Below are 26413 nucleotides of genomic sequence, written 5' to 3'. Positions count from 1 at the left end.
AGTGGGAGTCGGCGCGGGTGTTGGTGTCGGCGCCGGAGTTGGTGTCGGAGTGGGAGTCGGCGCGGGTGTTGGTGTCGGCGCCGGAGTTGGTGTCGGAGTTGGAGTTGGCGCGGGTGTTGGTGTCGGCGCCGGAGTTGGTGTGGGAGTGGGAGTCGGCGCGGGTGTTGGTGTCGGCGCCGGAGTTGGTGTGGGAGTGGGAGTTGGCGCGGGCGTTGGTGTCGGCGCCGGAGTTGGTGTGGGAGTTGGAGTTGGCGCGGGTGTTGGTGTCGGCGCCGGAGTTGGTGTGGGAGTTGGAGTTGGCACGACTCCATTGGTGTATTCAAAAGAGCCGCTGTCAACGATCGCCCCTGGAATAGTATCGCCATCTTGAGGGCGAGTCACGCCGCGTTGATCCAAAGCGGGTGCGCCACTTGCAACCCCTTTATCAATTGCTGGACTTCCTAATAGCAGAGGCCTTACGAAAGCGCCGTTGATGTTTTGCAGGGGGCCGAGTTTGGGATCTGCGAGAGTCACACTTGCCGTAGCATTGACATCGCTGCCGTCATTGGGGTTTTTGGGCGGCCACTGAAAATTCCCTCCTTGATCGCTATATTGGGCGGTGACGTGTTGCTGAATTCCCCAAGGGTTTCCTCCGTTAGCCGCTGTATTGTTGGAAAGAACCGTGTTTTTGAGGGTGACATTATTGGCATCGGCGAAGATACCTCCACCAACCCAACCGGCACTATTATCGGCGATCGTCGTGTTGACAATAGTTGTGCGTGCACCAAGAGTCATGGCACCGCCCAGTTTGTTGAAATCACCAGCAGCAAACGCGGTGGAGTTGCCAGAAAACGTGCTGTTAGTAATCGTAGCAGGGGCATTTCGCATCCACAGGCCACCACCTTGATTGTTGGCTTTGTTGCCAGCAAAGCTAGTGTTGGTAATAGTCAATCCCTGGTTGGTGCTGTCGCTCAAAACCGTTACCGCACCACCGTTTCCAGGATTTCCACCGCCGGGACTGCCTGTTAGCGCCATAACTTCGTTATTTTGGAAGGTGGTGTTTTCCAAAATTACATTGTCTTGGCTGCCCGTGAACAGATAAGCTGCACCTCCTTCACCTCGACCTTTATTGTTCTGAAATACGCTATTGGTAATCTTGATTGTGCCGGAAGCTTCATTTAGACCGCTGGCTCTGTCTGTGTAAATAGCGCCACCGTTACCCCTTAAACCAGGATTACCTTGACCTGTTGCGTAAGAGGCTGCGCTGGTGTCGTTGCCGATGAATCGCGAATTGTCAATTGTTAACTTGCCCTGAAGGCTGTTAATTGCCCCACCGTTAATTCCCTTGTTGTTGGTGAAGTCGCTGTTGGTGACAGTAAAAGCTTTGGAGCTCAAAAAGCCGATCGCACCTGCACCGCGTTCGTCATTACCCCCCGTCGCGATGTTGCCGTTGAATTTACTGTTCGATACTGTCAGGGTATTGTTGAAATTGCCGAAAATTGCCCCACCACCTTTATCGGCAACGTTGTTATTAAACTGAACGTTGTCTACTGTGAGCCTTACTTCGTCCGTTGTGCCGATCGCCCCACCTGTCCCAGTCGTTTTACCGTTGGCAAGAGTGAGATTTTTGACCGCAAAATTCGTCGCAGTCACAACGTTTGCATTGACAAAAAAGGCACGGGATGAGTTGTTACCGCTGATGGTTAAACCCGCTGCACCGGCGCCGTCAATGGTGAGGTTTTTGCCAACGGGAATATCGATTTGACCGCTGGTAAGGGCGATGGTTTGACCAGCTAGACCAGGAGCGAAGGTAATTGTGTCCCCGGCAACAGCGGAGGCGATCGCAGCTCTCAAGGAACCTGCTCCGCTATCGCTATTACTCGTGACGACGATAGTAGCTAAATCACCTTGGTAATTTGCCATCACATCGGAGTTCAAGGCTAAGTCCGATTCAATTTGACCCTTAGAAAATTCTAAATTCCAGTCGCCGTCTTTACCAGTAATGTTGGTGGATGCGGCAACGTCAGCCCCCGTTAATTGGCTTAACTTGTCAACGAAATTAGCGCCTGTACCTGCTGCTACATCGCAGCCGTACAGCATGATGTCGGCTTCTGGAGCTAGTGAAGTCTGCCACTTTTCCAACTGGCTTTTGTATTGATCGATGTTATCTGAACCCAGAGCGGTATTACCGAGTTGCAGGCTGCCAGAACTGCCGTGAGAAATAATGTGTACCGAGTCGATCGCCCCGTTGGTAGAGGCGTAGTTTTCAATTTCAGACGTAATTTGTTGGATGCCATTTTTGGTGCTATCGAGGATTACTACCTGCTGCCCAGGTAGCACTCCCGCTGCAATTGACTCGTAATCTTCCACCCCGGAATCAATGAATACTAAGGAACGTGGGTGCAATTTCTCCAAAGAAGATTGTGAGTTAGTTTGAGCGAATGTAGAACTCATTTGTGATACTCCATTAAGGGCGTTATTGGTAGATACAGCCCAGGAGTGTTCTTATCAGTCTTATTTGAATTCATATTAACACCTATTTTGAAAATAGTGCAACATTTACTAATCAATTATTTAAATGTTTTATTTTCCGGATTGTACTTACTTCCGCTTGTAGTTACTCAATTTTTTGGTGAGAATTGTTGAAATATCTAACAAATATGTGGCGCATATTCAAAAAAATCCAGCTTTTTTGAAGCCGGACTTTTTCAGCATTATTGGCTGCAAATACCGATAATTATAGGCATTAAAAAATGGGTGCAACGGTAATTACTTACTGAGTAACCCCTCTAAATTAGATTTACTATTGTTGATTTTACTCAGATAATTTGCGTAGATAGACACGGTTTAGTCGTGTCCATACCTGTATTAGGTCAAATTTTAAAATGAATTATATAATACATTTTGAATAATTCAGCCAATTAAAACAAAGAATGCAACTTTAGGCGCGATCGAAATTACCAGAAAGAATTGGTTGAAAGCCGGAGTCCCGGGAGTAATTAAAAGAAGACTATTCATTACTCCAATCCTCGGACTTCCCGGTAGAGGTCGCCCTCAACCCAACGACCGGCTTTTCGGGCAAGCTGTCAACTGTCAACTGTCAACTGTCAACTGTCAACTGAAGAGCGACCTCAGTCATCCCCACTTTGAAAATCTAAAATTGTACGAGATAGGCTGCGTGGCTGGCTAGATTTTTGAGACACCAGAATACTGATACCAAGTAGGTTTGGTGGCATTTACTAAGCATCAAAACAGTCTGAGATTAAGTGCCGATTAATCATCGCACTTAAGTTGTTTGCGCGCGGGCACAGGAACTTTGCGGAGTTGGGCCGTCACTACACTACAAAGGCTATGAGAATTATTCAACGGGAGTTGATACGATCGATCGCAGATTCAGTCAGATCGCATCCTCGCGCCCCGTCAGGCGGTTAATGACAATTCCATTGTGGCCAATCACCGTGTTTTACGCTCCACAGCCTCAATTACATTACTCTCCTTAGCAAACAACCGATCGCGCGCGCGGCCGTTGCTGAGTGTGTCGCTATCTCGATCGGCATAACACGAACCCAGTCCGTTTTTGTCACTCAGGGAACTGTGCCATTTTAGCAATTGGCTGTCATCTGGTTCGAGGCAATCTGAACTGCCGCCAAAAATTGTGCAAACTTTGTCAATCTCTCTAATCAGGATAGAGGCATATTTTTGAAGTGCCGAGATAACTTGCTGGATCCCGTCAGACATAGACTTGACTAAAATTACTGCAAGCGTCGCGAAAATCCCAGAGACAAAATATCCGCCGTCAATGATGCTGGAGTCATTAAATGCAAAACTTCTGGATCCGGGATTTTGGTATTCCGAGGCGGGATTGGTTTCCGTCAAAGAAGTGAACATATTCCTTCCTCCAAAAGGGTGTTGGCTGGTAGATGTACCCTTGGAGTCAGAGCGTTGGAAACAGGCAGGAACTAGGTTGGTTTGGCTCGCGGCTATTGCACTCATCTATCAGTTTCGCCTATTTCTCTGGTGCTGCCATCCGCGATCGCACGGAATTTATATTTTCTGTATTTTCCCCAATTGGCGATCGGTCAGTAATTACCGATCTAATCGAGTATCCTGTAGGTGACCGCTTCAACAAAGAGTCCTCCAAACCCCCCGATTCCGATCGATCGACCCCATCTAACATCTCAAACCTCAAATGCTCGCTCGCAAGTTAGGTACGTAGTTGCGCTTCAGCGCTCTTTCAATATATAAGAGCGCCCAAGCGCAACTACATACCTTAATTACGTAGTTGCGCTTCAGCGCTCTTTCAATATATAAGAGCGCCCAAGCGCAACTACGTACCTTATGAAGTACCTTATATTTAATGTCAAAGTTGCCTCCGGCCCGACAACACCACCGTTCACGAGTCTGTAGTAGAGGGCGGTTTCTTCCCAGCATTCCGGATGTTAATAATCTTGTTGAGCGCCTCGAACCAAAAACCAGCTCCCATAGAAATCGCTACGCCACTCAACATCCAACCAAACAATTTTGCCATCAAAGCCGGCAACAATACATTCCCCTGGGCGTCTAGTTCTAACCTGTTCGGTTCGCTCCAGCCAAAAGGTAGAGCTACATTATCCAAAGCTCGATCGACCTGATTTTGAACTTTTGTGAGATTGGTTAAATTATCCAATTTTGTGTTAGCATTTTTTTCAACCAACTGCTTAGCGTACAAATTAACAGTCGATCGCAACATCGAATCCTTCGACAACCGATTAACAATATTAATGCTATCAGCGTTAGCAGCCAGGGCGATCGTAGTTCCGAGCAAAATCGCCACCCCTCTAGAATTCCGCTTGTAAACCCCCGAAGCACGCTCCATCGATCGATCGAACCAACCTTCAATTTCTTTCTGAAACCGCTGCAACTGCTCTTGAGTATCTCCACCGCCTGTTTCAGCGCGCTGCGCCAAAATATAAAGACTGCGTTTCAAAGATTCTGGCATACTGTCCAAGGTTTCTTGAATTTGTTTGTAAATCGGACTCTCCTCTTTCTCATCCATAATTTGTGCTACCGTATCCTGACTTTTCCTAACTTTCCTCACCGTATTTAACAAATTGCTCAAACTCGGTTGCAGTTGCGCCCGCAACGCTGCCCGCTCAAACTCGCTATCAAAACTCGCCTTAATAAAAGCCATCTGTCTCTGAAATTCTCTTCCTCCCTGCTCGGTTTCCGGCAGATAAACCTGAGAATCATTAATATAAAATCCCAATTTTTCCGACATTCGATCCAAACTGTTGTTCAAACTTCCCAAATCGTTTTTATAATCTTCAACAACTCGATTGAACTCCGCAGTCAGCCAGCCAAATTCTTGCTCAATAATTGGTTTAGTAGACTCCGGCAGATTCAGACCCTCTCCAATCACTTGAATTTGTGCCAACTGTAAATCTTTAAATCTTTCCAGTCTGCTTTTAGACAGCGATTCCACCAAAGGAGAAATTTTTAAAGTATCCAAAAGACTCGCAGCAAAACTATCGGCTGGAATATAAGACGGCCCTGTTGATTTATTGCCAAAAACATTCTTAGTACCAGTCATTCGGCGGTATAAATCTCCCATGCGGTGGGTAAACGAACGAAATCCCTGTGATAGAAGACCTTTCGCTCCTTGATTCAAATCCTTGATAATCGGATTGGCATAAATTGAATTTGCCAACAGTCCGACTCGCTGCAATTGCAGCGGATCTTTGGTGCCTTCGCTGCCTCCAGAAATCAGCACTTCGATCGACTTCTTTAAATGTTCCGCCCGCCACTGCAAAACAGTAGCAATCAGTTCCTGAATTTCGGAAGCTAGCAAGCTTAAAGTCAGGTAGATAAACACTAAGCCAATTATAATATCTATGATTACAGGTAAGTTCATGGTATTTCCCCGATCGCAAATAACTGCTGTATAAGTTTACCTTCTCTTTGGGACGCTAAAAACTCTCTTAAGTTATGTCAGAAATCTTTCGATTCCTAAGCCGCAAACCGAAAACTCGCTTCAATGACAGCTTGACAGACAAACTGTGGATGCTGGCTTTTCTGTTGGCTGCGGTGCTGATTTTCGCGCTGAATCTGGGCGGCGTGGCGTTGCGGGATTGGGATGAAGGGATTGCAGCCCAGGTAAGCCGCGAAATTTGGCGCGGTAATTTAAATTGGCTGTATCCGACGATCGGCTCTATGCCTTATTTAAACAAGCCGCCGCTGGTACACTGGCTGATCGGGCTGTGTTTTCGCGTCGGTGGTGTCAGCGAATTGACGGCGAGGTTGGTACCCGCCATGCTGACAGCTTCTTCAGTGCCGCTTCTTTACGCCATTGGGCGCGAGTTGTTTCCCAGAAGGTCGATCGCCATTTTTTCGGCTCTCGTTTATCTGACGCTGCTCCCGGTACTGCGGCACGGACGTTTGGCGATGTTAGACGGAGCAGTTTTGTGTTTTTTGCTGGCATCGATGTGGTGTTTGCTGCGATCGCGCCGCGACTTGCGCTACGCTTTGGGCGCGGGGATTGGCTTCGGACTCATTTGCTTGACTAAAGGCGTGATGTTGGGGCTGCTACTGTGCGCGATCGGCTTTGTTTTCCTGGTTTGGGATACCCCGCGACTGCTAACTTCTGGGTATCTTTGGGGCGGATTGGCGATCGGAACTTTGCCAGTAGCGGCTTGGTATTTTGCCCAATGGCTGCACTACGGCCAAGATTTCATCAACGCTAATTTATTTAACCAATCTTTCCGGCGCATTTGGGAACCCGTAGGCAATCACAAAGGCCCGCCCTGGTATTATCTGTTAGAAATTTTAGAATCAGCATGGCCGTGGCAGTTATTTTGGCTGCAAGGGCTGCGCTTGAGTTGGGAAAATCGCAATTTTCCCGGTGCAAAATTAGTATTAGTTTGGACGGGAGTATATCTGCTGGCTATTTCTGTGATGAATACCAAATTACCTTGGTATGTTTTGCCAGTTTATCCAGCTTTTGCTTTGGCAGTTGGTAGCTATCTCGCTGAAGTTTGGGAACAAATGTCAGTCCCGGAAGAATCCGCAAAAGATGAAACAGAAGAATATTTTAATGCTATATCTTTGTTGCCTCATCCGGCAATTTTGGTAGTAATAGCCGTAGTTGGTGTCGTCGGCTGCGCGTACTTCAGTGGCTGGATACGGCTGGGCGGACAAATTGTGTCCCCCCAGGGCGATTTGCAGTTAATGCTGATGTTTGTAGCTTTGACAATGGCGCAAGCCGCCGTATTGCTCCACCGCAAAGACCGACAGTTTCTGTTAGTTTTAATTTGGGGAACTTACGTTACGCTGTTAGTATTTGTCGCTTCCGATAACTGGGTTTGGGAACTCGCGGAGGATTATCCAGTGAAGCCGATCGCCGAAATTGTCCGCCAAGGAACCCCAGCCGGCCAGCAAGTCTTTACATCTCATAAATTACCTCGTCCGTCGCTGAATTTTTATAGCGAGAGACAAGTTATTGTCGCCGACAGCCCGACGCTACAACAGAAATGGCAAACTCTTCCTCAACCTTATTTTTTGTTAGAGAAACCTGTTTTAAAACATCTAGATTTGAAGAATGCTGAGGTTGTCAAAACAGCCGATGATTGGATTTTAGTAACTAAAAAATAAGCGATCGTGTTGCCAAAAGATACCGTAGGAGCGGGTTTCACCAACCATATGTACCATTAATTGATAGAATAAATAAACCCGCCCCGCCCGACAAATAACCTCGACCGACATCATTTTTATTTGATTTTCCACAATTATTGTAGGGGCGAGCTCACCAACCATCTGTGCCGCTAACAGACAAAAACAATAAACCAGCCCTGCCCAACAAATAACCTCGATCGACATCATTTTTCTGCGATTTAAATGCGCTAATTCCGCTCTCGGTTAATGAAGATTATTCGTCTGTTTAGGGCGGGTTTATAGAGATAGTCTGTCAATTTTAAATTTGGTTGGTGAACCCGCCCCTACAGGATTTTGGTGAACAGGAATCATTAACCCGCTTCGCCCGAAAAAAAATATCGATCGCCTTTTAGAGGAATGGAATGTTCATTTTTGAAAATATTTTAGAAGTAGTAGAGTTTCCAGAAAAATGTTATACTAAACAAAAGTATTAGTTAAATGATCTGCGATCGAACTATGCAACTTACCGAACAGCGATACTACTCGACCGAGGAATATCTAGCACTAGAGGAGGCTGCTGAGTGCAAAAGCGAATATATTGACGGTGAAATATTTCCTATAGCCGGTGGCTCTACAAATCACAATCGGATTGCTGGCAATTTCTACGCGGCGTTAAATTTTGCTTTCAAGACTGAAGATTATGAAGTTTTCATGAGTGATGTCCGCTTGTGGATGCCCAAGAGGCGCATCTATACCTATCCCGATGTGATGGTAGTATGTGGCAAGCCGGAATATTATAATAACCGCACGGATATGATTACTAATCCCAGAGTTATTATTGAGGTTTTGTCAGAGTCAACTAAAGGATACGATCGCGGCAAAAAGTTTGAGGGATACCGCACGATTCCCACGGTTGAGGAATATTTGTTGCTGGATCAAAATCGGAAATATATCGAACATTTTTCTAAGACGGATAATAAGCGATGGTCGTTTGCTGAGTACAATGAATCGGATGAGTCGATCGCGCTTGCTTCAGTATCCTTTGAAATTTCTGTGGCAGATATCTATAATAAGGTGAATTTTGAAGAGGTAGATGCAGAAATCGCACCGGAAATTGGAGAAGTTTGATTCGGTGAATTTGTGGCAGATTTATTGGCGGGCGATCGCACTTTTTGTCGTAAAGGGCGATCGCCGTAGCCCGTAGCCAACTTGTGTCATTATACGATGAGCCATAATAGACAAGACCGCAACTCTTGTAGTGCGATCGATTAACCAGCAACTATTGGAGAGTTTGATTTATGCTAATTGAGAAGATCGTTCAAGAATTACAAGACATCCCCGAAGACAAACTCGCAGAAATCTATGACTTGATTCACTATTTTCGCCTTGGATTAGGACGAGAACAGCCACAGCCGCGCACCCCTGGTTTACTGACGGGAAAACTCGGTGATGCTTTTTTTGAACCGCTACCATTCGAGGAACTGGAACAATGGGAATAAGCTACCTCATTTCGCGCATACTTGACAAAAAAAATTAGCTTAGCTAAGATAAAGTTTAGTTGAAATTGCCTATAACATATGCACATAATCAGCTACCGGCAGATGCGTGAATATAGCGAAAGTCATGCTGATTGTCTGGAAGCCCTGGATAACTGGTTTAAAATTGCTAACAAAGCTAAATGGTCAAATTTAGTTGAAGTGCAATCTGTTTTCCCTAAAGCTGAAGCCGTGGGAGGTTTTACGGTTTTCAATATCAAAGGGAACAACTACCGATTGATAGTTAGTATCGATTATGAAAGCCAGTTAATTTATATCAAATACATTTTTACTCATGCTGAATATGATAAGGAAAAATGGAAAAATGACCCTTATTTTTAATCCAGATAAATACAAAGAGTTATTGTCTCAGTATCAGCCAAAAATAATTAGAAATGAAGCTGAGAATGAAAAAGCTTTGGTGATGGTGGAAGAGTTGATGCACCGTCGCGATCGCACTCCTGAAGAAGATGAGTTATATGAGTTGTTGATTGCATTGATTGAAAAATTTGAGCAAGAATACTACGCACCGGGAGCAACGGCTACACGTCGTTCACTGTTGTTGTTTTTGATGGAACAGCGATCGCTAAAACCTGCGGATTTAGTGGGAATTATTGGCTCTGAAGAAGGAGTATATCAATTGGTTAACGGTGAGGGATATTTCAGCAAAGAGCAGGCGTTGATTCTGGGTAGTTTGTTTCATGTAGAGCCGAGTTTATTTACTAATTAGCTGATGGATGTAGTGGGATTAAGGGCGATCGCACTTTTTGTCGTTAAGGGCGATCGCATTTTTTTGAACCACAGACGAGCGCTGGTTTTTGTCAAGATTGCAGAATGTATTGACTGATAATATTTTTGAGTTCTTGAGGAGCTTCTTTGGCAATCGCCGCTCCTAAATCGGGACGCACAACCCACCACCAAACCAGTTGTTCTAAACGATCGGCAGAATCTTCATTAGGACACCATTCGATCGTACTTTCATTGACACCAATAATGTTAGCACAAAGGTCATTAGCAATGCTAACGCGATCGTCTAGTTTTTCAAACTGTACGATATCTTGCCAGCTAATTTCATTGGGAATAGAATTGAGAATTGATTGGATATCTAGAGTCAGCATTAAACTGTTCCTCCGAAAGCTATAATAACTCTAATGCCAAAGTCTTGTTGTTCTGCAAAAGATTGAGTGCTGAGCCATCCTCTCACGGTTAGAGTGATCGTACCTGTGAGTTCAGGTTGGAGGGAGTTGTAGAAATTGGTAATTTCCTGATGAATTGACCCCGTACCGTGTTCTAACCGGACGAGATTGCCTGTATTGTGTATTGCTTGAGCCCCGAATCTCTGTAAATTTGATGTTGTTTGCCCAACTATATGATGCCACGCTAACCCCGATCCTGCCACCCCCATCGTTCTTTTAAATTCACCAAATGTTTGAAAGCCTTGTCCGGCTGTTATGGGTGAGATGACTGTCCTTGATGCTAGTTCTCTAGCTAGTCGTCTTGCTATTTCTCGTCGAGTTTCGTCCGTCATTTATATGAATTAGCTTTCACTGCTTTGATTTAACCCTATCATGGATTAAGGGCGATCGCTCTTTTTAGCAAGCGCAGATAAGGGACTTGCGTAGAAATAAAATCCCAGCCATGCAATTGTATTGTCGAAGGAGTAGCCAAATGATTGGTATAGTATTAAGCTGCAAGCCCCTAAACGGAATGGATGCGGATAGATAAAAACGCGATTTATCCGTATTATGACTTACGCATAGGGCCCAGAAACCGGGTTTTTGCGAAAATACTTCGCCGCAGCCAACAGATTCGGTAAAAACCCGGTTTCTTTGTCGGAGCGCATAAACCCTAGAATATTTATTCTAGGGCTTTAGTGCGTTACTGACATCCCCGAATATTCCTTCTAATTCCTGACCATTCATTAGCTAAACTAGATTGAGAACTAGAAATTTTTCGACCCAACATTCTTGTTTGAGATGATAGGCTAGAGATGCGGCGGTTTGTGCCGTGGCTGGTTTTACTAGAATGGTACAATCTATGCCAATTGCACTGATTAGGGCTAGTGCTCCTAATATCTTGAATTTTAGTTTAATCATGATTCAAGGTCTGTGAGAGGGTTGGGATTTAAGGACGGTGGTTGTGGGGATTGTTTTAGAGGGCGATCGCACTTTTTGTCGTAAGGGCGATCGCGCTCAAATCATAGTTGTTAGCCGAATCACTTTAGCTTCTTTGAAAAAACCCATCCTTAATCTTTTGGATCTCGCCATCGCTGAAAGTACGATTAAATTTCGCTAAATATTCATCCCCTAACACCATCGCAGTTGCTACGGGACGATTGCCAAAGCTACCAATGGGAGTATTTAATGGTTCAGAGATTGGCAAGAATTTAATGTTATTATTCTCATCCCACAATTTACCAAATAAGCTTATTCTATCAACACCTCCTCCTCCAAATAAATTACCAAATCCAAAGTCTGTAATGATATCAGCTTCATTGATACTGGTAGCACCATCGCCGGGTGAAAAAACAAATATATCACTGCCATCGCCACCTATTAAAGTGTCTTTACCTTTTCCACCAATCAGGATATCATCGCCACCTTCTCCCAGAAGAGAGTCATTTCCATCACCACCCTCCAGGCTATCAGCCGAGCTATCACCACCACCCCATAGGGTATCGTCATTGTCTCCACCGATGAGAGTATCTTTTCCATCATTGCCTTCTAAACTATCGTTGTTTTTACCTCCATCAAGTGTGTCGTCTCCTCTTTCTCCTCTGATATGATCATTTCCCCCACCTCCTACAAGGCTATCGGGTGAATCATCACCACCACCCCATAGGGTATCGTCATTGTCTCCACCGATGAGAGTGTCTTTACCATCGTTCCCTTCTAAACTATCGTTGCCCTTACCTCCTTCAACTGTGTCGTCTCCTTTGTCACCCAAGATAGTGTCCTTGTCATCGCCACCGAAAATGAGATCGTTATCTTCTTCACCCCTGATGAAATCGTTGCCTGAACCACCGTAGAGGGTATCATTGCCTGAACCGCTGAAGATACTATCATTTCCAGAATCACCGTATAACTTATCATTGCCAGCGTCGTTAAATGTCGCATCATCTGTTTCCTGAATTGAAAATCCTGTAGGACTTGGAATTACAATAATTGAGTTTCTCTCAAATAAACCCCCATCTATATTGTCATTTCCAGTGCTACCGTAAGCTATGTCATCATTCTGAGTATTTTTGTCTTTTAGAAACAACAATGATGGTGAAATATTAGGATCGTTACCCTCATTGTTGCTCCTGTTTGCTACAAGAATTGCTTCATCACCTCCAAATGTATTTTCCCTCCACTCACTGTGTTTACCTTCGCCTAATTTTAAAAGCTTGGCGATTTCTCCTGATTCTTTCAGTAGATTTCTAAAAAGATATACAATATCACCATGACTGTCAGTAGGGTTTGTCAAATCTTTAAATGCAGTGTTAGGTTTTTTGACATCAACATAAATTGATTCATTAGCGCTTTTGGCATAATCTGATGAGCCAGTTCCATCGCCTGAAAAAGTATCCCCCCAAAATGCCCTAGAGAACTTAGAGACAAAACTAAACTTAATGGGGTTCTGATCGCCAGTGGTATCAGCATCTAAATCATATAAACCAGATGCCGGCGAGTTACCACCAAAAAGAGCCGCTGGGTCTAGAGCAGTCAGACTGTTAACCCATTGTCCTTGATCAATATTTGGATTTTGACGATATTGAGGATTGAGTTCTTTATCAGGTTCCTTATTAGACAGAATAAATCCAATCTCAGATGCGACGTAACTCCCCAAACTATGCCCAATAAGGTTCAAATTTTTACTATCTATTTTCCATTGATTTTTGAGTATGTCAACTGCAACATTAGCAACATCATGAATCCATCCTGCTGACATATTAGGTGTTGGATTATCAGCGGATACACTCCAGTCAAGAACTATTACTTGTTTATTTTGGTCGCTAATTGTTTTTGCTAAGGCCGCCATTTTGCCTTTATTTAAAGTGTCTTGATGTCCATGAACCAAAACATATGTTTCTTTGTTTGTTAATGGGGTGGTTGGTTCAAAATCAGGATTGTTGTCATTGTCTTTATCTTCAAATACCCTCATGATTACCGGATAACTAACAGGAATAATTGGGATATTTAGAAGGTTTTTATTCGTAACAAAACGAACTTCTTGGGATTTTTTACTCGTATCAGCATCTGGGATTTTCTGATTAAAATTCAATGTTTTGATATTAACCTTGGTCTCCGCTGCTGCGCCAAATAATCCAGGTATCCGCAAGCTCAAATTATCATCGCGGCCTGTGCCATCATTCTGTAACTTGACTTTAAAAGTCAGCTTGTCACCAGGTTTAGCATTTTCATACTTATTGGGCGAAATATCCTTCACATAGCCAAAGTCATCACTACTTTTATTTAGTGGAACTTGACTATTTGCCTGTACTAAACCATCGGTAATAGCCTGTACTAAATTAGAACTATCTGACTCTAGTTCCACCACTTTTCCAAAGCCAAGCTTGTTGTCAACCAAATCTTGATAAAACGGTCTATTATTAGACCCAACATTATTTTTTGCTATGGTAAAAACAGGAAAGATATTCGCATCACTCAATGCCTGCTTAGCTTGTGCGATTGATGGGTAGTCTTCATCAGGATCGACGACAGAATCTCCATTGTTAGGCTTTGTAATAGGACGTGGTTTAGCATCCACACCATCCCCGGCTTTATGATAAGTATCATCTGTTGATACTACAACCACGCGACGGGCATTATCACGAAAACCAATTGGATTTGTTTGAATAGTGCGACGCGCTACTTGCAGCAGTGCTTCCAGTTGTCCTTCAGAGAGATCTCCACCTGTGCTTGTGGTTAAATTATTTACCGTCGATCGAACTACCTCTTTATCATTTGTTAGCGGTTGCTCCAATTGATAAACATAAGCATTATTTGGATCGCCAAAAGGTCTGACAGGCTTATCAATAAATGAACCAACACCAAATTTAGTATCCGGTTGAATCTTCCTCAGTTCATCTAAAAAATTTGGCACTAGGCGCTTTAGAACAGGCAAATCGTCATCAAACGAGCCTGAAAGGTCTTGGAGTAGAAATACATCAAGCGGTAACTGATTAGTAGTGGCTGAAGCACTCCGATCGCCATTTTCTATACTGCGAACCGATCTAATAGGCTCTGAACCATCCCCAGGCACCGTGACTGTTATTTCTAAAGTAATTTCGCTCCCTGGTGGCAAAAATACATCGATCGTATCCGCTGACAGAATTGTTCCGGGAGTGCTCGACAGTACCTCTCCTTTCTTAATTTGAATACCAGATGCTCCCCCAATTCGATCGCTAATACCCTTGACAAGGGTATCAAAAACCCCCACTCCCGTTCCAGGATTTATCGCAATTCGCGATCCATCCGCCGTGAAACCAAAAAGCTTCTCGCCCTCAAACATCAAGCCTAAAATATTACTAAAGCCAATGTCGCCAATTTTCGCTGCTTCACCAGTTAGAGACACCGCATACAAACTATCGCTTGTCGCCCCCTTCGATGTCGCTAAAAATCGAGTGTTCGGAGCATCAAATGCCAAGTCCCCACTGCTATTGAATCCAGTAGATTCCAAGTTAGCGATTAAAGATACTCCCGCATTAGTGGTATTAATCGCGTATAAGTTAGAATCCCCAGCCCCATAGAGGATATCATTGGCAAATTCTAAAGCATTAATGTTGACACCCGCAGGGAGGCCGCCAACAAATGAAGTTAAACCCGATACTGGATCGATTTTGAATAACTGAGTAGGCGTAATTCCGAAAATCGTCCCGTCTTTAGCAACAGCGATGTCGGAGAAACTGAAGGTACTGGCAATTTGGGTAAATTTGGCTGACGGATCGATCGTCCCAACTTGTCCGCTTAGTCCGTCGAAGGTCGAAATGAAAGACGAACTGGCCCCTAACTGGCTAGCACTGCGGGTATCCAAACCATAGGACAAGATTCGATCGCCCTTAACCTCTTCATCCAGAAGCCCGATCGCACTTACATCCACTCCACTACCCAACAACACATCATCTGTCAGTAACTTCATAATCCCATCTCCTCACAAATATAGTTGCGTAAAAACCAGCAAAGCCCGCCTAGCAAGCTTTCCTAAATACTTATCAGGGCCTTCATCTGCTTTTTATGCCGATCGCCCTGTTTTTGTAACAAAACTTTACATTGCTCCCGATCGCAGATAAGCTGTATCCCCGATCGCCCCTCAAATGCACCGTCAAACCTAGCTGATAGCCAGACACATCATTTCACATTACTCCACAATCCTGAATCCGCAAAGGCTAAACGGCTCACCATTTGGCTCAGCAAAAAAGGCTCATTTAGCTCATTTGTCTCATTTGGCTCACTTCTCGGCTCACTAAATCGTGTAACATTCTTTACTAAGGCAGAGTTTCCGTAGAGGAGTACCAATGGCAGGCTTGCTCAGAGCATCCGAGGAAGGATTGAAAATCATTGATATGGTGCGACGCAATCTCGAATGGAATAAAAGTGAGGATACCTGGTGCAAAGTCGCTCTAACTTCAAAAGCCACTTTAAGGAGATTTTGGGCGCAAAACCGAATTCGACGCGAAACATTTATCGATATTTGTAAAGCTGTAGGAATCAATAACTGGGAAGATATTATTGAGCGCAATGATATAAAACAAACAGAATTACTTTTAGCTGCCGCGATCGCAGATATTCCCCAAGACAACCAAAACGATCGCACTTTCCCCCTCCCCGAAAACTTACCCCCCGTCAGAAATTGGGTACAGCGCACCAAAGAACTCGAAATCTTAAAAACTACTATCGTTAACTCAGATATCACCGCCATCTCAATAGTCGGATTACCGGGAATCGGAAAAACCACCCTCATCAGCCAACTAATTCGCCAACTCCACACAGAAAATACCCCCTTCACCTGCGCCGCTTGGCAATCCTTGCAATCCGCAACAGGCAAAGCACCCCCCTGCGATCGCACAATTGACTCCCTGCTATTCACCCTCTCCAACGGCGAGATTACCGCCACCACCAACGCTGAAAATGACTGCGGCAAAAAAACCGAAAATCTGCTCAAAATCCTCAGAGAAAAACCTTGCTTGCTCGTATTCGATCGCGCCGACACACTTTTGAAAGCAGGAGAGGCAAAAGCGGCTGGTTATTTCGCCGAAGATTGTGCAGAATATGCTTGGTTATTCAAACAACTATTAGAAACAGAACATCAAAGCAAAATTATATTTACCAGTCGCGAAAGCTTAGCCGAATTGTCGCCCACAGTCACCCGCGAAATCCAGCTCAACGGATTGGATCGAGATGCGGCAATTTCCCTATTGCAATCTTTTAATCTGACAGCAAATGCAGAGGAATTAGCGGAAATGGGCGATCGCTATTCTGGACATCCCAAAGCCTTACAACTCGTCGCAGCCTTAATTCGAGATGATACGGAGTTTCAAGGAAATGTCGGGAATTTTTTACACCAGAGAGACTGGTTGCTGATTCGAGATATTGAGAGATTAATTGATGAAATCATCGCGCGTCTGGGCGACGGCGAGCAAACTTGTCTGGGCCGAATTTCCGTCTATCAAAGCTCAGAATATCCCCTATCTTTTGCAGGAATTAGTGCTCAAATGCCAGAAGTTAGCAAGTATGAACTCAAAGAAAATATTATCCTTGCTCTCAAGCGGCGACAATTGCTATATTACGATCGCCATCTCAAATCCTATCAGTTGCATCCGCTAATTCAAGAAAAGGGCGAGCATCTCTTAAATCAAAATTCCGAAAATGTCCGTACAGCGCACAGCCAAGCTTATAATTATTATATCAGCATTCCCCTCAAGCCGGAATCGGAATGGCAAGATATCGAGGATATTCAGCCCTTAATCAGAGCGCACTATCATGCTTCTCAAGCACAAGATTTAGATGCAGCAAATGCGATTATTTCTGAAGTTTGTGAGTATCTGCGACAGTGGAATTGTGCAGGATTAGTGTGTGGAAATATAGAGTTGCCATTGCTAATCGAAAAACCTTATTTCACAAACTAGACATCGTAGAAACAGCCATAGTTCAAGACCAGTCGATCGAACTTTACCGTCAAAGCAATTATAGCTTTTCTCAAAGAGATGAGGTATGACTGACAGCTTGTATAATAGCATTTTTCAAATATCCGATAGAGTTCGAGGACGACAAGAGATTGCAATTTATCGACTTTCCCTGTTTGCTAAAGTCTGTGATAATACCAGTTTTAAATGAAATAACAGTATTCTTGTCCCCCCTTTACAAGGGGGGGGGCTAGGGGGGGTCGAAGGCTGTTGCACAATTTTATAAAAATGGTATAACTTTTAAAAAATGGTATAAGAGGGCTGAAGCACAACAACGTACCTCATCATGTTTATCGCGTGGATTTGCCCGATTCAGGTTAATTATTATTCTGTGACTGTCTAGCTGTATTCCCGTTCTATTTTCAAGGCCGTTTCGACTCTTTGATACTCGGCCTCAACCTGTTCTAAAAGCCCGGATTCCATCCCAGATAAAGGCTTATTTGCCTCTGTCCCCATCCGGCCCATGATTTCGAGTTCCTCGCACAACTCAAACAAGTGAAAAGCACCGAGAGTACCGCTAATTGATTTCAAAGAGTGAGCAGTTCGCCGCAAAGCTAGCGGATCGGCGTTGCACAGAGCCACGGAGATGCCTTGCAGCAGTTCGGGGGCTGTTTCGAGGTAAAGGTCGATCGCCTCTTCCAAAGCTTCGACATCTCGCAGTCCCTCTATAATCTTGGCACTCAGACAATCGCCGTTTTGTGACAAAGCCCGATCGACATTTGATGCACCCCACCTGACGGCGGAGGACGAATTGGGCATAGTCACTTGTTGATTTTCCCCAACAGCAGCATTCGTTAGCGCAGCCCTCGAAGAGGATCGCACTTCTAATTCACTTGTTCCTACTGTCGGTTCAATCTGCGAGCTCACACAAAAAATCGGCTGCGGGCAATCGAATTCCCCATTTGAGCGAGATTTACACGCGCTCAAAGCTCGCACCAACTCCTCAATGGCGATCGGCTTACTCAAATAGTCGTCCATCCCCGCAGCCATGCACTCTTCGCGATCGCCCTGCATCGCATTTGCCGTCATCGCCACAATCCAAGGCCTCGTCCATTTTAGATTTTGCATTTTGGATTTTGGATTGTTAGATTGCTCATCACTAAATTCGGGATTGGGGATTTTGGATTTTGGATTGTTAGATTGCTCATCACTAAATTCGGGATTTTCGATTTGGGATTTTCCATTGTTAAATTCCTCCTCACTTATTGAAACTTCTGATTCTTCCCTGGCATTTTCTAAGTTCAAAGCCGCTGAAAATCCCTCCCGGATGCGACGGGTAGCTTCCAAACCGTCCATTTCCGGCATTTGCACGTCCATCAGCACAACATCGTAAGGCTGGCGGTGCAAAGCTTCGAGCACTTCGATACCATTTCCTGCCACATCCGCCCGATACCCCATCCGCTGCAAAATTTGCAAAGCCACCTTCTGATTCACCAAATGATCGTCAGCCAACAGAATCCGCAGCGGCAAATTCTCGGCCAGCACGGGTATGCTTTGCAATAAAGGCCCGCTGGTTCGCTGCACTCTAATTTCAGCAGTCTGTTTCCCAAAAATATTGATTAAAACATTGTAAAGCTGAGATTGTTTGATCGGCTTGTTCAAAAAAGCAGCAAAATCCACCTCAATCGTAGGGGTGTTAATTTCTTGTCTGCCGATCGAAGTTAGCATCACTAACGGCAACTTTTGGCACTCGGGATACAGGCGAATTTCCGCAGCTAAAGCCAACCCGTCCATTTGTGGCATTTGCATATCCAAAATTGCCAAGTCAAACACCTCTTTAGCCGCGATCCAATCTAAAGCCAAACGAGCCGAAGCTGAAGCCCTAGGCACCATTCCCCAAGACTGAGCTTGGAGAGTCAAAATTTGGCGGTTGGTTGCATTGTCATCGACAATTAAGACTCGCTTCCCAGTTAATTCAGGTTGAGTAGTGCTCAAATTAACTGGTAAGGAACTGTTGCAGCCTGAAACGATCGTGCTGAAATAAAAAGTAGAGCCTGCGGATTTGGGATTTTGGTCGATCGGCTCGCTGCTGAGTAAAGATTTGCTAGAGCCATATTTTTCGGCAATTTCGCAAGATTCTTCACCTGCGATCTCAAAAACTGCCACTTTAAAATCTCCCGGAGGATTGCCAGCCAGACAACCCATACTTTGCACCCACATCCTGCCGCCCATCATTTCGGCTAAACGCTTGCTAATTGCTAAGCCCAATCCCGTACCGCCGTACTGCCTGCTCGTTGAAGAATCAACCTGGCTGAAAGATTTAAACAACCGATCCATGCGATCGCACGGAATGCCGATACCAGTATCTTTAACCGCAAATTGTATTTCGTATACTTTGTGAATTGCTCGTGGTTCGCCATTAATTGCTGGCAGTTCTTGAGCGCCGATCGTGGACACTGCAAGCTTTTTGGCAGTCACCGAAACCACCACTTCTCCCCTTTCAGTAAATTTAACAGCATTGCTGAGCAAGTTGATTAAAATTTGCCTCAAGCGGGCACTGTCACCGATCGCCGTTGGTGGTACGGAGCGATCGATCAAGTAACCCAATTCCAGTTTTTTTTGTGCCGCCTTAGCAGCTACCAAATCGAGAGATTCCTCAATGCAAGTGCGGATGTCAAACGGATGTTCCTCCAAGTCCAATTTGCCCGACTCAATTTTCGAGAAATCCAGAATATCGTTGATCAGCGTCAGCAAAGCATCGCCACTGCTGCGGATAGTTTCTACAAAATCGCGCTGTTCCCGACTTAAGTGGGTATCCAGCAGCAAACCTGTCATGCCGATGACTCCATTCATCGGAGTGCGAATTTCGTGGCTCATGGTGGCTAAAAATTCGCTTTTGGCTTTCGTAGCTGCCAGTGCTTCGTCGCGAGCTTTTGCCAAATCTACGCCTGTTTGCTGGCGTTCTAGTTCGCTGCCCACCCACTGAGCCATCAGTTTCACCAACTCTCTATCTACAGCTCGGAACGGTTCTGTCAGAGGAGTCGGAGCAAAGAAGCATAGAGTGCCGTAAACTTCACCTGCCACCGTGACGGCAGTGCCCATGTAAGCTTCGATGTTGAAGGCAGGATTGGGAGTATTGAAACACAAACCCGAAAACCTCACCGACTCAAAGTACATCGGTTCTTTTGCCATTGCTGTAGCTACGCAAAAGGTTTTTTCCAGATCGTAGATTTGTGATTTGACGATCGACTCATCGGGACATTCAACAGCAATTATTTGATAGTTGTCGCCTTGAATGTGCGACAAAATTCCCACGGAAAGGCCTAAATGCCGGCATCCCATTGCCAGCAGTTCTTCGAGGCGCAAATCAAAGGTAGAAAGGCGGCCCTGCGGGTCTGTACGGGGAGCAGAAGTCACTTGGTACAAAGCTTTAATTGCAGCTTCGCTTTCTCGCAGTTCTTGTTCTGTTTGCTTGCGTACGCTAATGTCGCGCGAAACGCCGATAATTTCTTGCACTCCACCGGTTTCGGGATCGCGGATCGTGCGGCTGGTGGTTTCAAACCAAATGTATTTGCCGTCTTTGTGGCGGATGCGGTAGCTGACGGTGTAAGTAACTGGCAGCGCCAGGACTTTCGAGTGAGCTTTGGCGACGGTTTCTAAATCGTCGGGGTGAAAATAATCGTTGGGAAGGCGCCCAATCAGTTCCGAAGGTTCGTATCCCAGCAAAGCGTGGCTGGCGGGCGAGACGTAGATAAACACGCCTTTGGGGTCGTGTCTGGTAATCATGTCGGTTGAGTTTTCGGCGATCAACCGATAGCGGTATTCGCTCTCCTTGCGTTCGACTTGAGAATTGCCCAATGCTTCTAACATTTGGTTGATGGTGTCGGCCAAGCTGGCGAGTTCATCGCCTCCTGGCATTATTTGAACGCGCAAGTCTGGATCGCCGTTGGCTGCGATGTTGCTGACGCTAGTGCTCAAGTCGGCCAATCTCGCCAAGACTAAGTTTTCTAACAACAGCATGGCGATCGCGCTAAATATTAAACCTACTGCCAATATCGAGAAAGTAAAGAGTTCTAGGGTAGCCTGACCTTGCCTAGAGATTACTCGGTCTACTTCTACTCGCAGCAGCAGCGCTAGCTTGCCCCGGATGTCCCGAATCAGGGCGTATCCTGCGACTACGCTGTCGCTGAGCGGCTCGATTAAAATTTCTACTGATTTGAGGTTGGAAATTTTGAGTTTGAGATTGTCCAAATCCTGCCTGGAGCGAGCCAGCACCTTAGCACCTTGTCCGGAGTAGTTCGTGGCTCCCACTTTAAAATCTAAACTCGGCAATCTAAAATCCACTGACAGGTGAGTCAGTTCCGAAAGCAAACCAATTTCGGTGTTGTCGAGGTAGCGTGCCAGGATCAGCGTCCCCCGCGGCGGGCCTTGAGCGTTGCTGTTGACGATCGGTTTTGAGGCTATCAGCAGCGTGGCTTCTGGCAGGGTGACGACGCCTGTTTTGGCGGGGTACCCCTCCTCAGAACTTGTCTGGGACTCGATCAGCGCCTCGGTCAAGTGCTGTTGCAAGCTTGCCGGAATTGGGATTTCGGTTTTGGATTTCAGGTCAAAACCTTTGCTGAAGATGGTCTTACCGTCGGAGTCCAGCAGCACCAATAAGTTTAATCTCAAGTAAACAAATGTCGAATTTACAAAATTTGACTTGACAAATTCTTGGTTCCGTGTATCGACAAAAGAGTACGTATCATCCCACTCGGCGTAATCTTGAGCGCTGGTGTCTAAATTCGACAAGTCATCATCTAAGGCATCCAAAGCCCGCGCGACATCCTGGCGGACGTACTGTGCCTCCAGGTTGTTAAAATCGTGCAGCAAAATGGTTGATGCAGTGGCATAGAGAACCACAATCAGGCTGATCAGAGCTGCACCGATAATTAATAGTGTTTTTTTTCGGAGTTGCATGGCGTCGGCCTCCTCACGGTGTTACTAAGCAAGTAGCCTGGGGAGGTTGGAGACGTAGGTTGTTTAGCATTGGCGATCGAGCCTGGCCTGCGTGTTTTGACTGTTGTGGGCTCATTTGCAAAAGCCCTCGGTATTTCCAAGGTATCGGGTATCTAGCCCCCCACAGTCAGTGTAGTATTTTCACATCTTTAGTTCCCTTCATTATGCACAACCGATCGCCTGCGAGTCATGAGCTAACCGCGATTTTCAAAAGAAACGGGCGATCGCGCCACGAAAAAACTTCGCGTTTGATACTCGCCCCGCCCTGGGCGGGGTGCCGGTGGCGGTTGACACAACAGGCGTGCTGGATTGAGAACCGCTTTTGATTCGCCCGATCGCAATTCTGTTTTGCTTTACGGTTCGATCGTTCGGAATGCAAGTCCTTCTTCTGGAGGACTTGCATTCCGAACGATCGAACCAGTTGTATAATAGTGAATCGAGGCGACACGAACTTACCAGAAACACCTCACCGCCCTTGAGAATCCTGATAACAATTTTGTTTTGCTTTACGGTTCGTAGTGAGGACTTTAGTCCTTCCTAAATGCGGACTAAAGTCCTCACTACAAACCTGTTTTACAATGGTGAATCGATTTGCTTTACGGTTCGTAGTGAGGACTTTAGTCCTTCTTGAATGCGGACTAAAGTCCTCACTACGAACCTGTTTTACAATGGTGAATCGAGGCGAAATGCTCTTAAGCAGAAATACCTCACCGCTTTTAAGAAGGTCGATAAAAATAGTGCCTGATGTGAGTTTCTACTAACATCAGGCACTATTAGAAATCCGAGCGCACAAATTGACTCTTGTTTATCGGATAACAGCTAAAGCACCAGCACCCGCAGCCGCAGCCGCCGAGGTAAGAGCCGTGAAAAACAGCCACCAAGAGGCAACTTCCGCTGCTTTCCGAGTTTCTTCAGCTTGTTTTTCAGCTTGCAATCTGATGTTTTCGAGGCGAAGCTGCGCTTCTTGCTGCAAGCGTTCTGCTCTTTGCAAGACGCTGTTGCGGCTTCTTTCGATTTGGTCGATCAAACGGTTCGCATCTGCTTCAGAAATGTCCTCGCGCGAACTAATTAAAGCCACTAAAGTATCGCGGTTGAAATGACCGAGGCGATCGCGCAAAGCATCAAATCCGGCTTGCGGATCGTCAAATAACTTCCGCACATCCCGCGTGATACCTTCATAATTGAGTTCCGGGCGATCGAGCGAATTGAGGTAATCCCGAACTTTTCCGAGAATTCCGTCAATTACCGATTGAATGCCCTCCTGAATTTTCTGGATTTGCAGTGCGAATTGGTCGCGCACCGACAAAATTTGATCGACAATCCGAGCAGCTTCTGCTTCCGAAATATCCGGGCGCTGAGACAGCAGAGAAATCATAGTCGCTCGATCGATATGCGACAGTCGTTCGCCCAAGCTGTAAGCGCCGACTTTTGGATCGTGTAGCAGCAGTTGCAAGTCCCGCTTGATGGCTTCGGGATTTAATTCATCCTTGCCCGTATTTCGCAAATAATCCTCTAAAATGCTCTGAAAATCCTGGACTTGAGTTTGCACCCGCTTCGCCAAACGGCGCGGCGCTTTCACGATCGATCCTAGAGTTTCCTGCACTTGGTCGATAATTTGATTGACTTGTTCCTCGGTCAAATCTTCTCTCTGAGAAAGCAGCTTGACCAAAGTATCGCGATCGACCTGAGATAGCCTTCCGCGCAGCGCTAAAGCCCCTTCCTTGGGATTTTCCATCAATTTGGTCAAATCCCGCTTAATCCCTTCAGGATTGAGTTCTTCCTTGCCAGTCTTCCGCAGGTAATCTGCCAGGGCGGTAGTAGTTTGGTCGTACTGATCCTTGGCTTTTTCAGCCAACTTTTGCGGTGCTTCCAGCGCGCTGTGCCAAGTTTCTTCGGCACTGTCGAGAAGCTGGTTTACTTGGTCTTCGCTGAGGTCTTTGCGCTGAGATAGCAATTTTACCAAAGTTTCGCGATCGAACCGAGAAGCTCTAGCTCTGAGCGCCCACATTCCCGCTTCCGGGTTGTCCAGCAGCGTTTTGAAATCGCGCTTGAGCCCTTCGGGATTGAGTTCTTCTTTGCCCGTAGACTTCAAGTATTCTTGTACTTTTTGCCACTGATTGTCTAGTCGGACTTGCGCTGCTTCTTGCAGACCTTTAGCATCTGCTAAAACTACATCTCGCGTCCTTTCCAACTCTTTAACAATCTGGTCTACTTCCTGGAAGCCGAAGTTTTCGCGGCCTCTGAGAATTTGCACGAAACTATCGCTGGTGAAAGGAGAAAGCCGATCGCGCAACTGTTCGTAAGTAACATCAGAATCCTCTAAGATTTTCTTAAAATCGCTCCCGATACCTGCTGCTGTCAGTTCTGCTTTGGGCGTCAGCTTCAAATAAGTTTCCACGCGCCACTGCAAATCGCGAGCTTTTTCTTGCTCCTCGGCAAAGATCGCAGTTTGTAAAACTCGCTGTCTGATTCCTTCTAATTCCTGGGAAATTTCTTTAATTTTGTCTTGGGTAAAAACGCCTCGACTTGCCAGGATTTCCGCAAACTTGGACTGATTTAGTTTTTCCAATTCGTGGCGCACAGTTCCCGGATCTGCCGTTGGATCGTAGAGCACGTCACGAAATTCGCGCTCGATCGCGGTAGGGTTCATCTGCCACGAATAAGTGTTGAGCAAGTAGTTTTCTACGTCAGCACGAATTGGGCTGTAAGTTTCTGGTTCGCCTTTGACTTGAGCGGTAATTTTATCAGCTTGTTGGCTAACTTTGTCCTTAGCTGTTTTAAGCTGACCCATTACTTTTTCGACATCTAAGTCGGAAATATCCGTGCGACCCAAAACTACTCCCATTAAAGCATTGACTGCCATTGACGTTGCTTGGGACATCATTGTGGAGTTTTGTCCAGAATTTTGCCCGCCCAGATTGCCGAGAACTTTTTCTACCCTACTTGTCAGCGTATCTGAGAGCAAATCTCCCGATTTTGCTGATTTGAGATAATCTATCAATTGGGCGATGCCGTCTGATTTCTGGTCTTGTTTTCCTACTTGTTTCCAAGCATCTTGGAGTTGGTCTACAATCCGGTTGACATCGCGTTTTGACCAGGACGATCGCGAACTGACTAAATCTACGAGAGTTTGTCGATCGAGATTCGGCAAATTTTCGCCCGCAATGCTTTTGAGTTGCGGATCGTTGAGCAATTTTTCAAACTCGCTACGCATCGCTTTGATGTCTAATTCCGGCGGTTTGAGGGCTTGGATGTAGTCTTCGACGTTTTCCCGCAAGCTTGTAGGGTCGATCGCGCTACCGAGTTCGTGGCCCACCGCTGCTGCTGCTGCTTTCGCCGTGGCGACTACTTGATTGCTAGCTGCTTTGGCGCCGAGGGCTGCGGCTGCGGTGCCGAAAATAGCTTGAACGCCAGATGTTGCGGTGTTAACCACGGAACCGATCAGGGAACCGACGGTGGTGGAGCTCACCCAGACGAGGAGTGAGAAATAGGCCGCCCACACGACTAAACCGACGATCGCACCTAAACCAGGACTGCTAATCAAACTAAGCTTAACTGCTAGCAAGCAAGCGAAGAATAGGGCGACAGTGACGGTGATTAGAGTCCAAGTACCGACTTTGCGGCCGATGTGGCGGACGGGACTACTGCTATCAGATTTGTGTCCATCGTCGTGGGATTGTCCGATGTAGGAAAGGCCTGCGGCTACTGATAAATTTGTCAGCAAGAGTTGGAAAGCGCAGGCGAGCACGACTCCAGATATTAATGCAATAAAAAATTGCGGCCCGGAATAGAGGAGTGCTGCGTCTTCTACTCTGCTTGTTGTTGTTGTAGTCTGTTCTACAGGCACTTGGGCCAGCCAGAACCCGATGTTATACAGTTGTGGATTTATTGGCAAATTTTGATACATAGTATATTCCTCGTTAAAGGGTGGGTGCGCGCGTTCATTGGCGCGACTTGACCAATGTATAGTGTTAAACTCATGCCCCCAATGGCAAGCATCGCTTTATTGACGAGCTAAAGCATCCCCCTACAGTCGGAAGTGTATAAATATGTCTGCGGCCTGCTGTTGATTCAGGGATAATTGTGCTATGTCAGTTTTCTGTCCGTTGTCAAATAGACTTTGTTTAACGAACCGCAGAGGACGCAGAGAACGCTGAGGAAGAGAAGA

General features: G+C 45.8%; 16 protein-coding genes. 6 read left to right on the top strand and 10 right to left on the bottom strand.

Annotated features, from left to right (window positions below):
* The 4 genes from JGK22_RS14515 to JGK22_RS14500 form a co-directional block, all read right to left on the bottom strand.
* Positions 1–2433: DUF4347 domain-containing protein (locus JGK22_RS14515; protein ID WP_293313095.1), on the bottom strand; the 2433-nt coding region annotated here is incomplete at its 3' end.
* Positions 2434–3432: 999 nt separating this feature from the next.
* On the bottom strand, positions 3433–3972 hold the full coding sequence (locus JGK22_RS14510) for a hypothetical protein (RefSeq protein ID WP_293190475.1): 540 nt from the start codon (positions 3970–3972) through the stop codon (positions 3433–3435).
* A 13-nt stretch (positions 3973–3985) separates the two neighbouring features.
* Positions 3986–4156 (bottom strand): hypothetical protein, encoded by a 171-nt coding sequence (locus tag JGK22_RS14505; protein WP_293179102.1) that lies wholly within the window; start codon positions 4154–4156, stop codon positions 3986–3988.
* 216 nt (positions 4157–4372) lie between these two features.
* Complete coding sequence (locus JGK22_RS14500; protein WP_293224562.1) at positions 4373–5869, bottom strand: hypothetical protein; 1497 nt, start codon at positions 5867–5869, stop codon at positions 4373–4375.
* Between the two features lie 74 nt (positions 5870–5943).
* Between JGK22_RS14500 and JGK22_RS14495 the strand changes: the two genes are divergently transcribed.
* From JGK22_RS14495 to JGK22_RS14475, 5 genes are all read left to right on the top strand, one after another.
* Complete coding sequence (locus JGK22_RS14495) at positions 5944–7605, top strand: glycosyltransferase family 39 protein (RefSeq protein WP_293224560.1); 1662 nt, start codon at positions 5944–5946, stop codon at positions 7603–7605.
* A gap of 516 nt (positions 7606–8121) precedes the next feature.
* On the top strand, positions 8122–8733 hold the full coding sequence (locus JGK22_RS14490) for a Uma2 family endonuclease (protein ID WP_293179094.1): 612 nt from the start codon (positions 8122–8124) through the stop codon (positions 8731–8733).
* A 170-nt stretch (positions 8734–8903) separates the two neighbouring features.
* Complete coding sequence (locus JGK22_RS14485) at positions 8904–9104, top strand: hypothetical protein (RefSeq protein ID WP_106148181.1); 201 nt, start codon at positions 8904–8906, stop codon at positions 9102–9104.
* A gap of 102 nt (positions 9105–9206) precedes the next feature.
* Positions 9207–9482, top strand: coding sequence for a type II toxin-antitoxin system HigB family toxin (locus tag JGK22_RS14480; RefSeq protein ID WP_293211741.1), 276 nt, complete (start codon positions 9207–9209; stop codon positions 9480–9482).
* Positions 9466–9870, top strand: coding sequence for a transcriptional regulator (locus JGK22_RS14475; RefSeq protein ID WP_293179086.1), 405 nt, complete (start codon positions 9466–9468; stop codon positions 9868–9870). The genes JGK22_RS14480 and JGK22_RS14475 overlap by 17 nt, the downstream gene beginning before the upstream one ends.
* Before the next feature lie 91 nt (positions 9871–9961).
* On the opposite strand, the gene JGK22_RS14470 is transcribed toward JGK22_RS14475, so the two are convergent.
* The 3 genes from JGK22_RS14470 to JGK22_RS14460 all read right to left on the bottom strand — a co-directional run bounded on the left by JGK22_RS14470 (position 9962) and on the right by JGK22_RS14460 (position 15263).
* Positions 9962–10258 carry a hypothetical protein gene (locus tag JGK22_RS14470; RefSeq protein WP_293179073.1) on the bottom strand — a complete coding sequence of 99 codons (297 nt, stop codon included), beginning with the start codon at positions 10256–10258 and terminating at the stop codon, positions 9962–9964.
* Entirely contained in the window at positions 10258–10668 is a 411-nt protein-coding gene (locus tag JGK22_RS14465; protein WP_293313093.1) for a hypothetical protein, read from the bottom strand. Before JGK22_RS14465 ends, JGK22_RS14470 begins: the two co-directional genes overlap by 1 nt.
* A 692-nt stretch (positions 10669–11360) precedes the next feature.
* Positions 11361–15263, bottom strand: coding sequence for a VWA domain-containing protein (locus JGK22_RS14460; RefSeq protein ID WP_293179067.1), 3903 nt, complete (start codon positions 15261–15263; stop codon positions 11361–11363).
* A gap of 376 nt (positions 15264–15639) precedes the next feature.
* On the opposite strand from JGK22_RS14460, the gene JGK22_RS14455 reads away from it, so the two are divergent.
* Entirely contained in the window at positions 15640–17250 is a 1611-nt protein-coding gene (locus JGK22_RS14455; protein WP_293313091.1) for an NB-ARC domain-containing protein, read from the top strand.
* Positions 17251–17646: 396 nt separating this feature from the next.
* Here the strand turns inward: JGK22_RS14455 and JGK22_RS14450 are convergent, their stop codons facing one another.
* From JGK22_RS14450 to JGK22_RS14440, 3 genes are all read right to left on the bottom strand, one after another.
* Positions 17647–22206 (bottom strand): response regulator, encoded by a 4560-nt coding sequence (locus tag JGK22_RS14450; RefSeq protein WP_293196916.1) that lies wholly within the window; start codon positions 22204–22206, stop codon positions 17647–17649.
* A 246-nt stretch (positions 22207–22452) separates the two neighbouring features.
* A complete protein-coding gene (locus tag JGK22_RS14445; protein WP_293271203.1) occupies positions 22453–22710 on the bottom strand; it encodes a hypothetical protein in 258 nt (85 codons plus the stop codon).
* A 340-nt stretch (positions 22711–23050) separates the two neighbouring features.
* A complete protein-coding gene (locus JGK22_RS14440) occupies positions 23051–26152 on the bottom strand; it encodes an MFS transporter (RefSeq protein WP_293313089.1) in 3102 nt (1033 codons plus the stop codon).
* Positions 26153–26413 lie beyond the last annotated feature (261 nt).

This window comes from Microcoleus sp. PH2017_08_TRC_O_A, assembly GCF_020738665.1.
Lineage (GTDB): Bacteria > Cyanobacteriota > Cyanobacteriia > Cyanobacteriales > Microcoleaceae > Microcoleus.
Note: the sequence above shows the minus strand (reverse complement) of the source record. Positions and strands in the feature narration are given on the sequence as shown.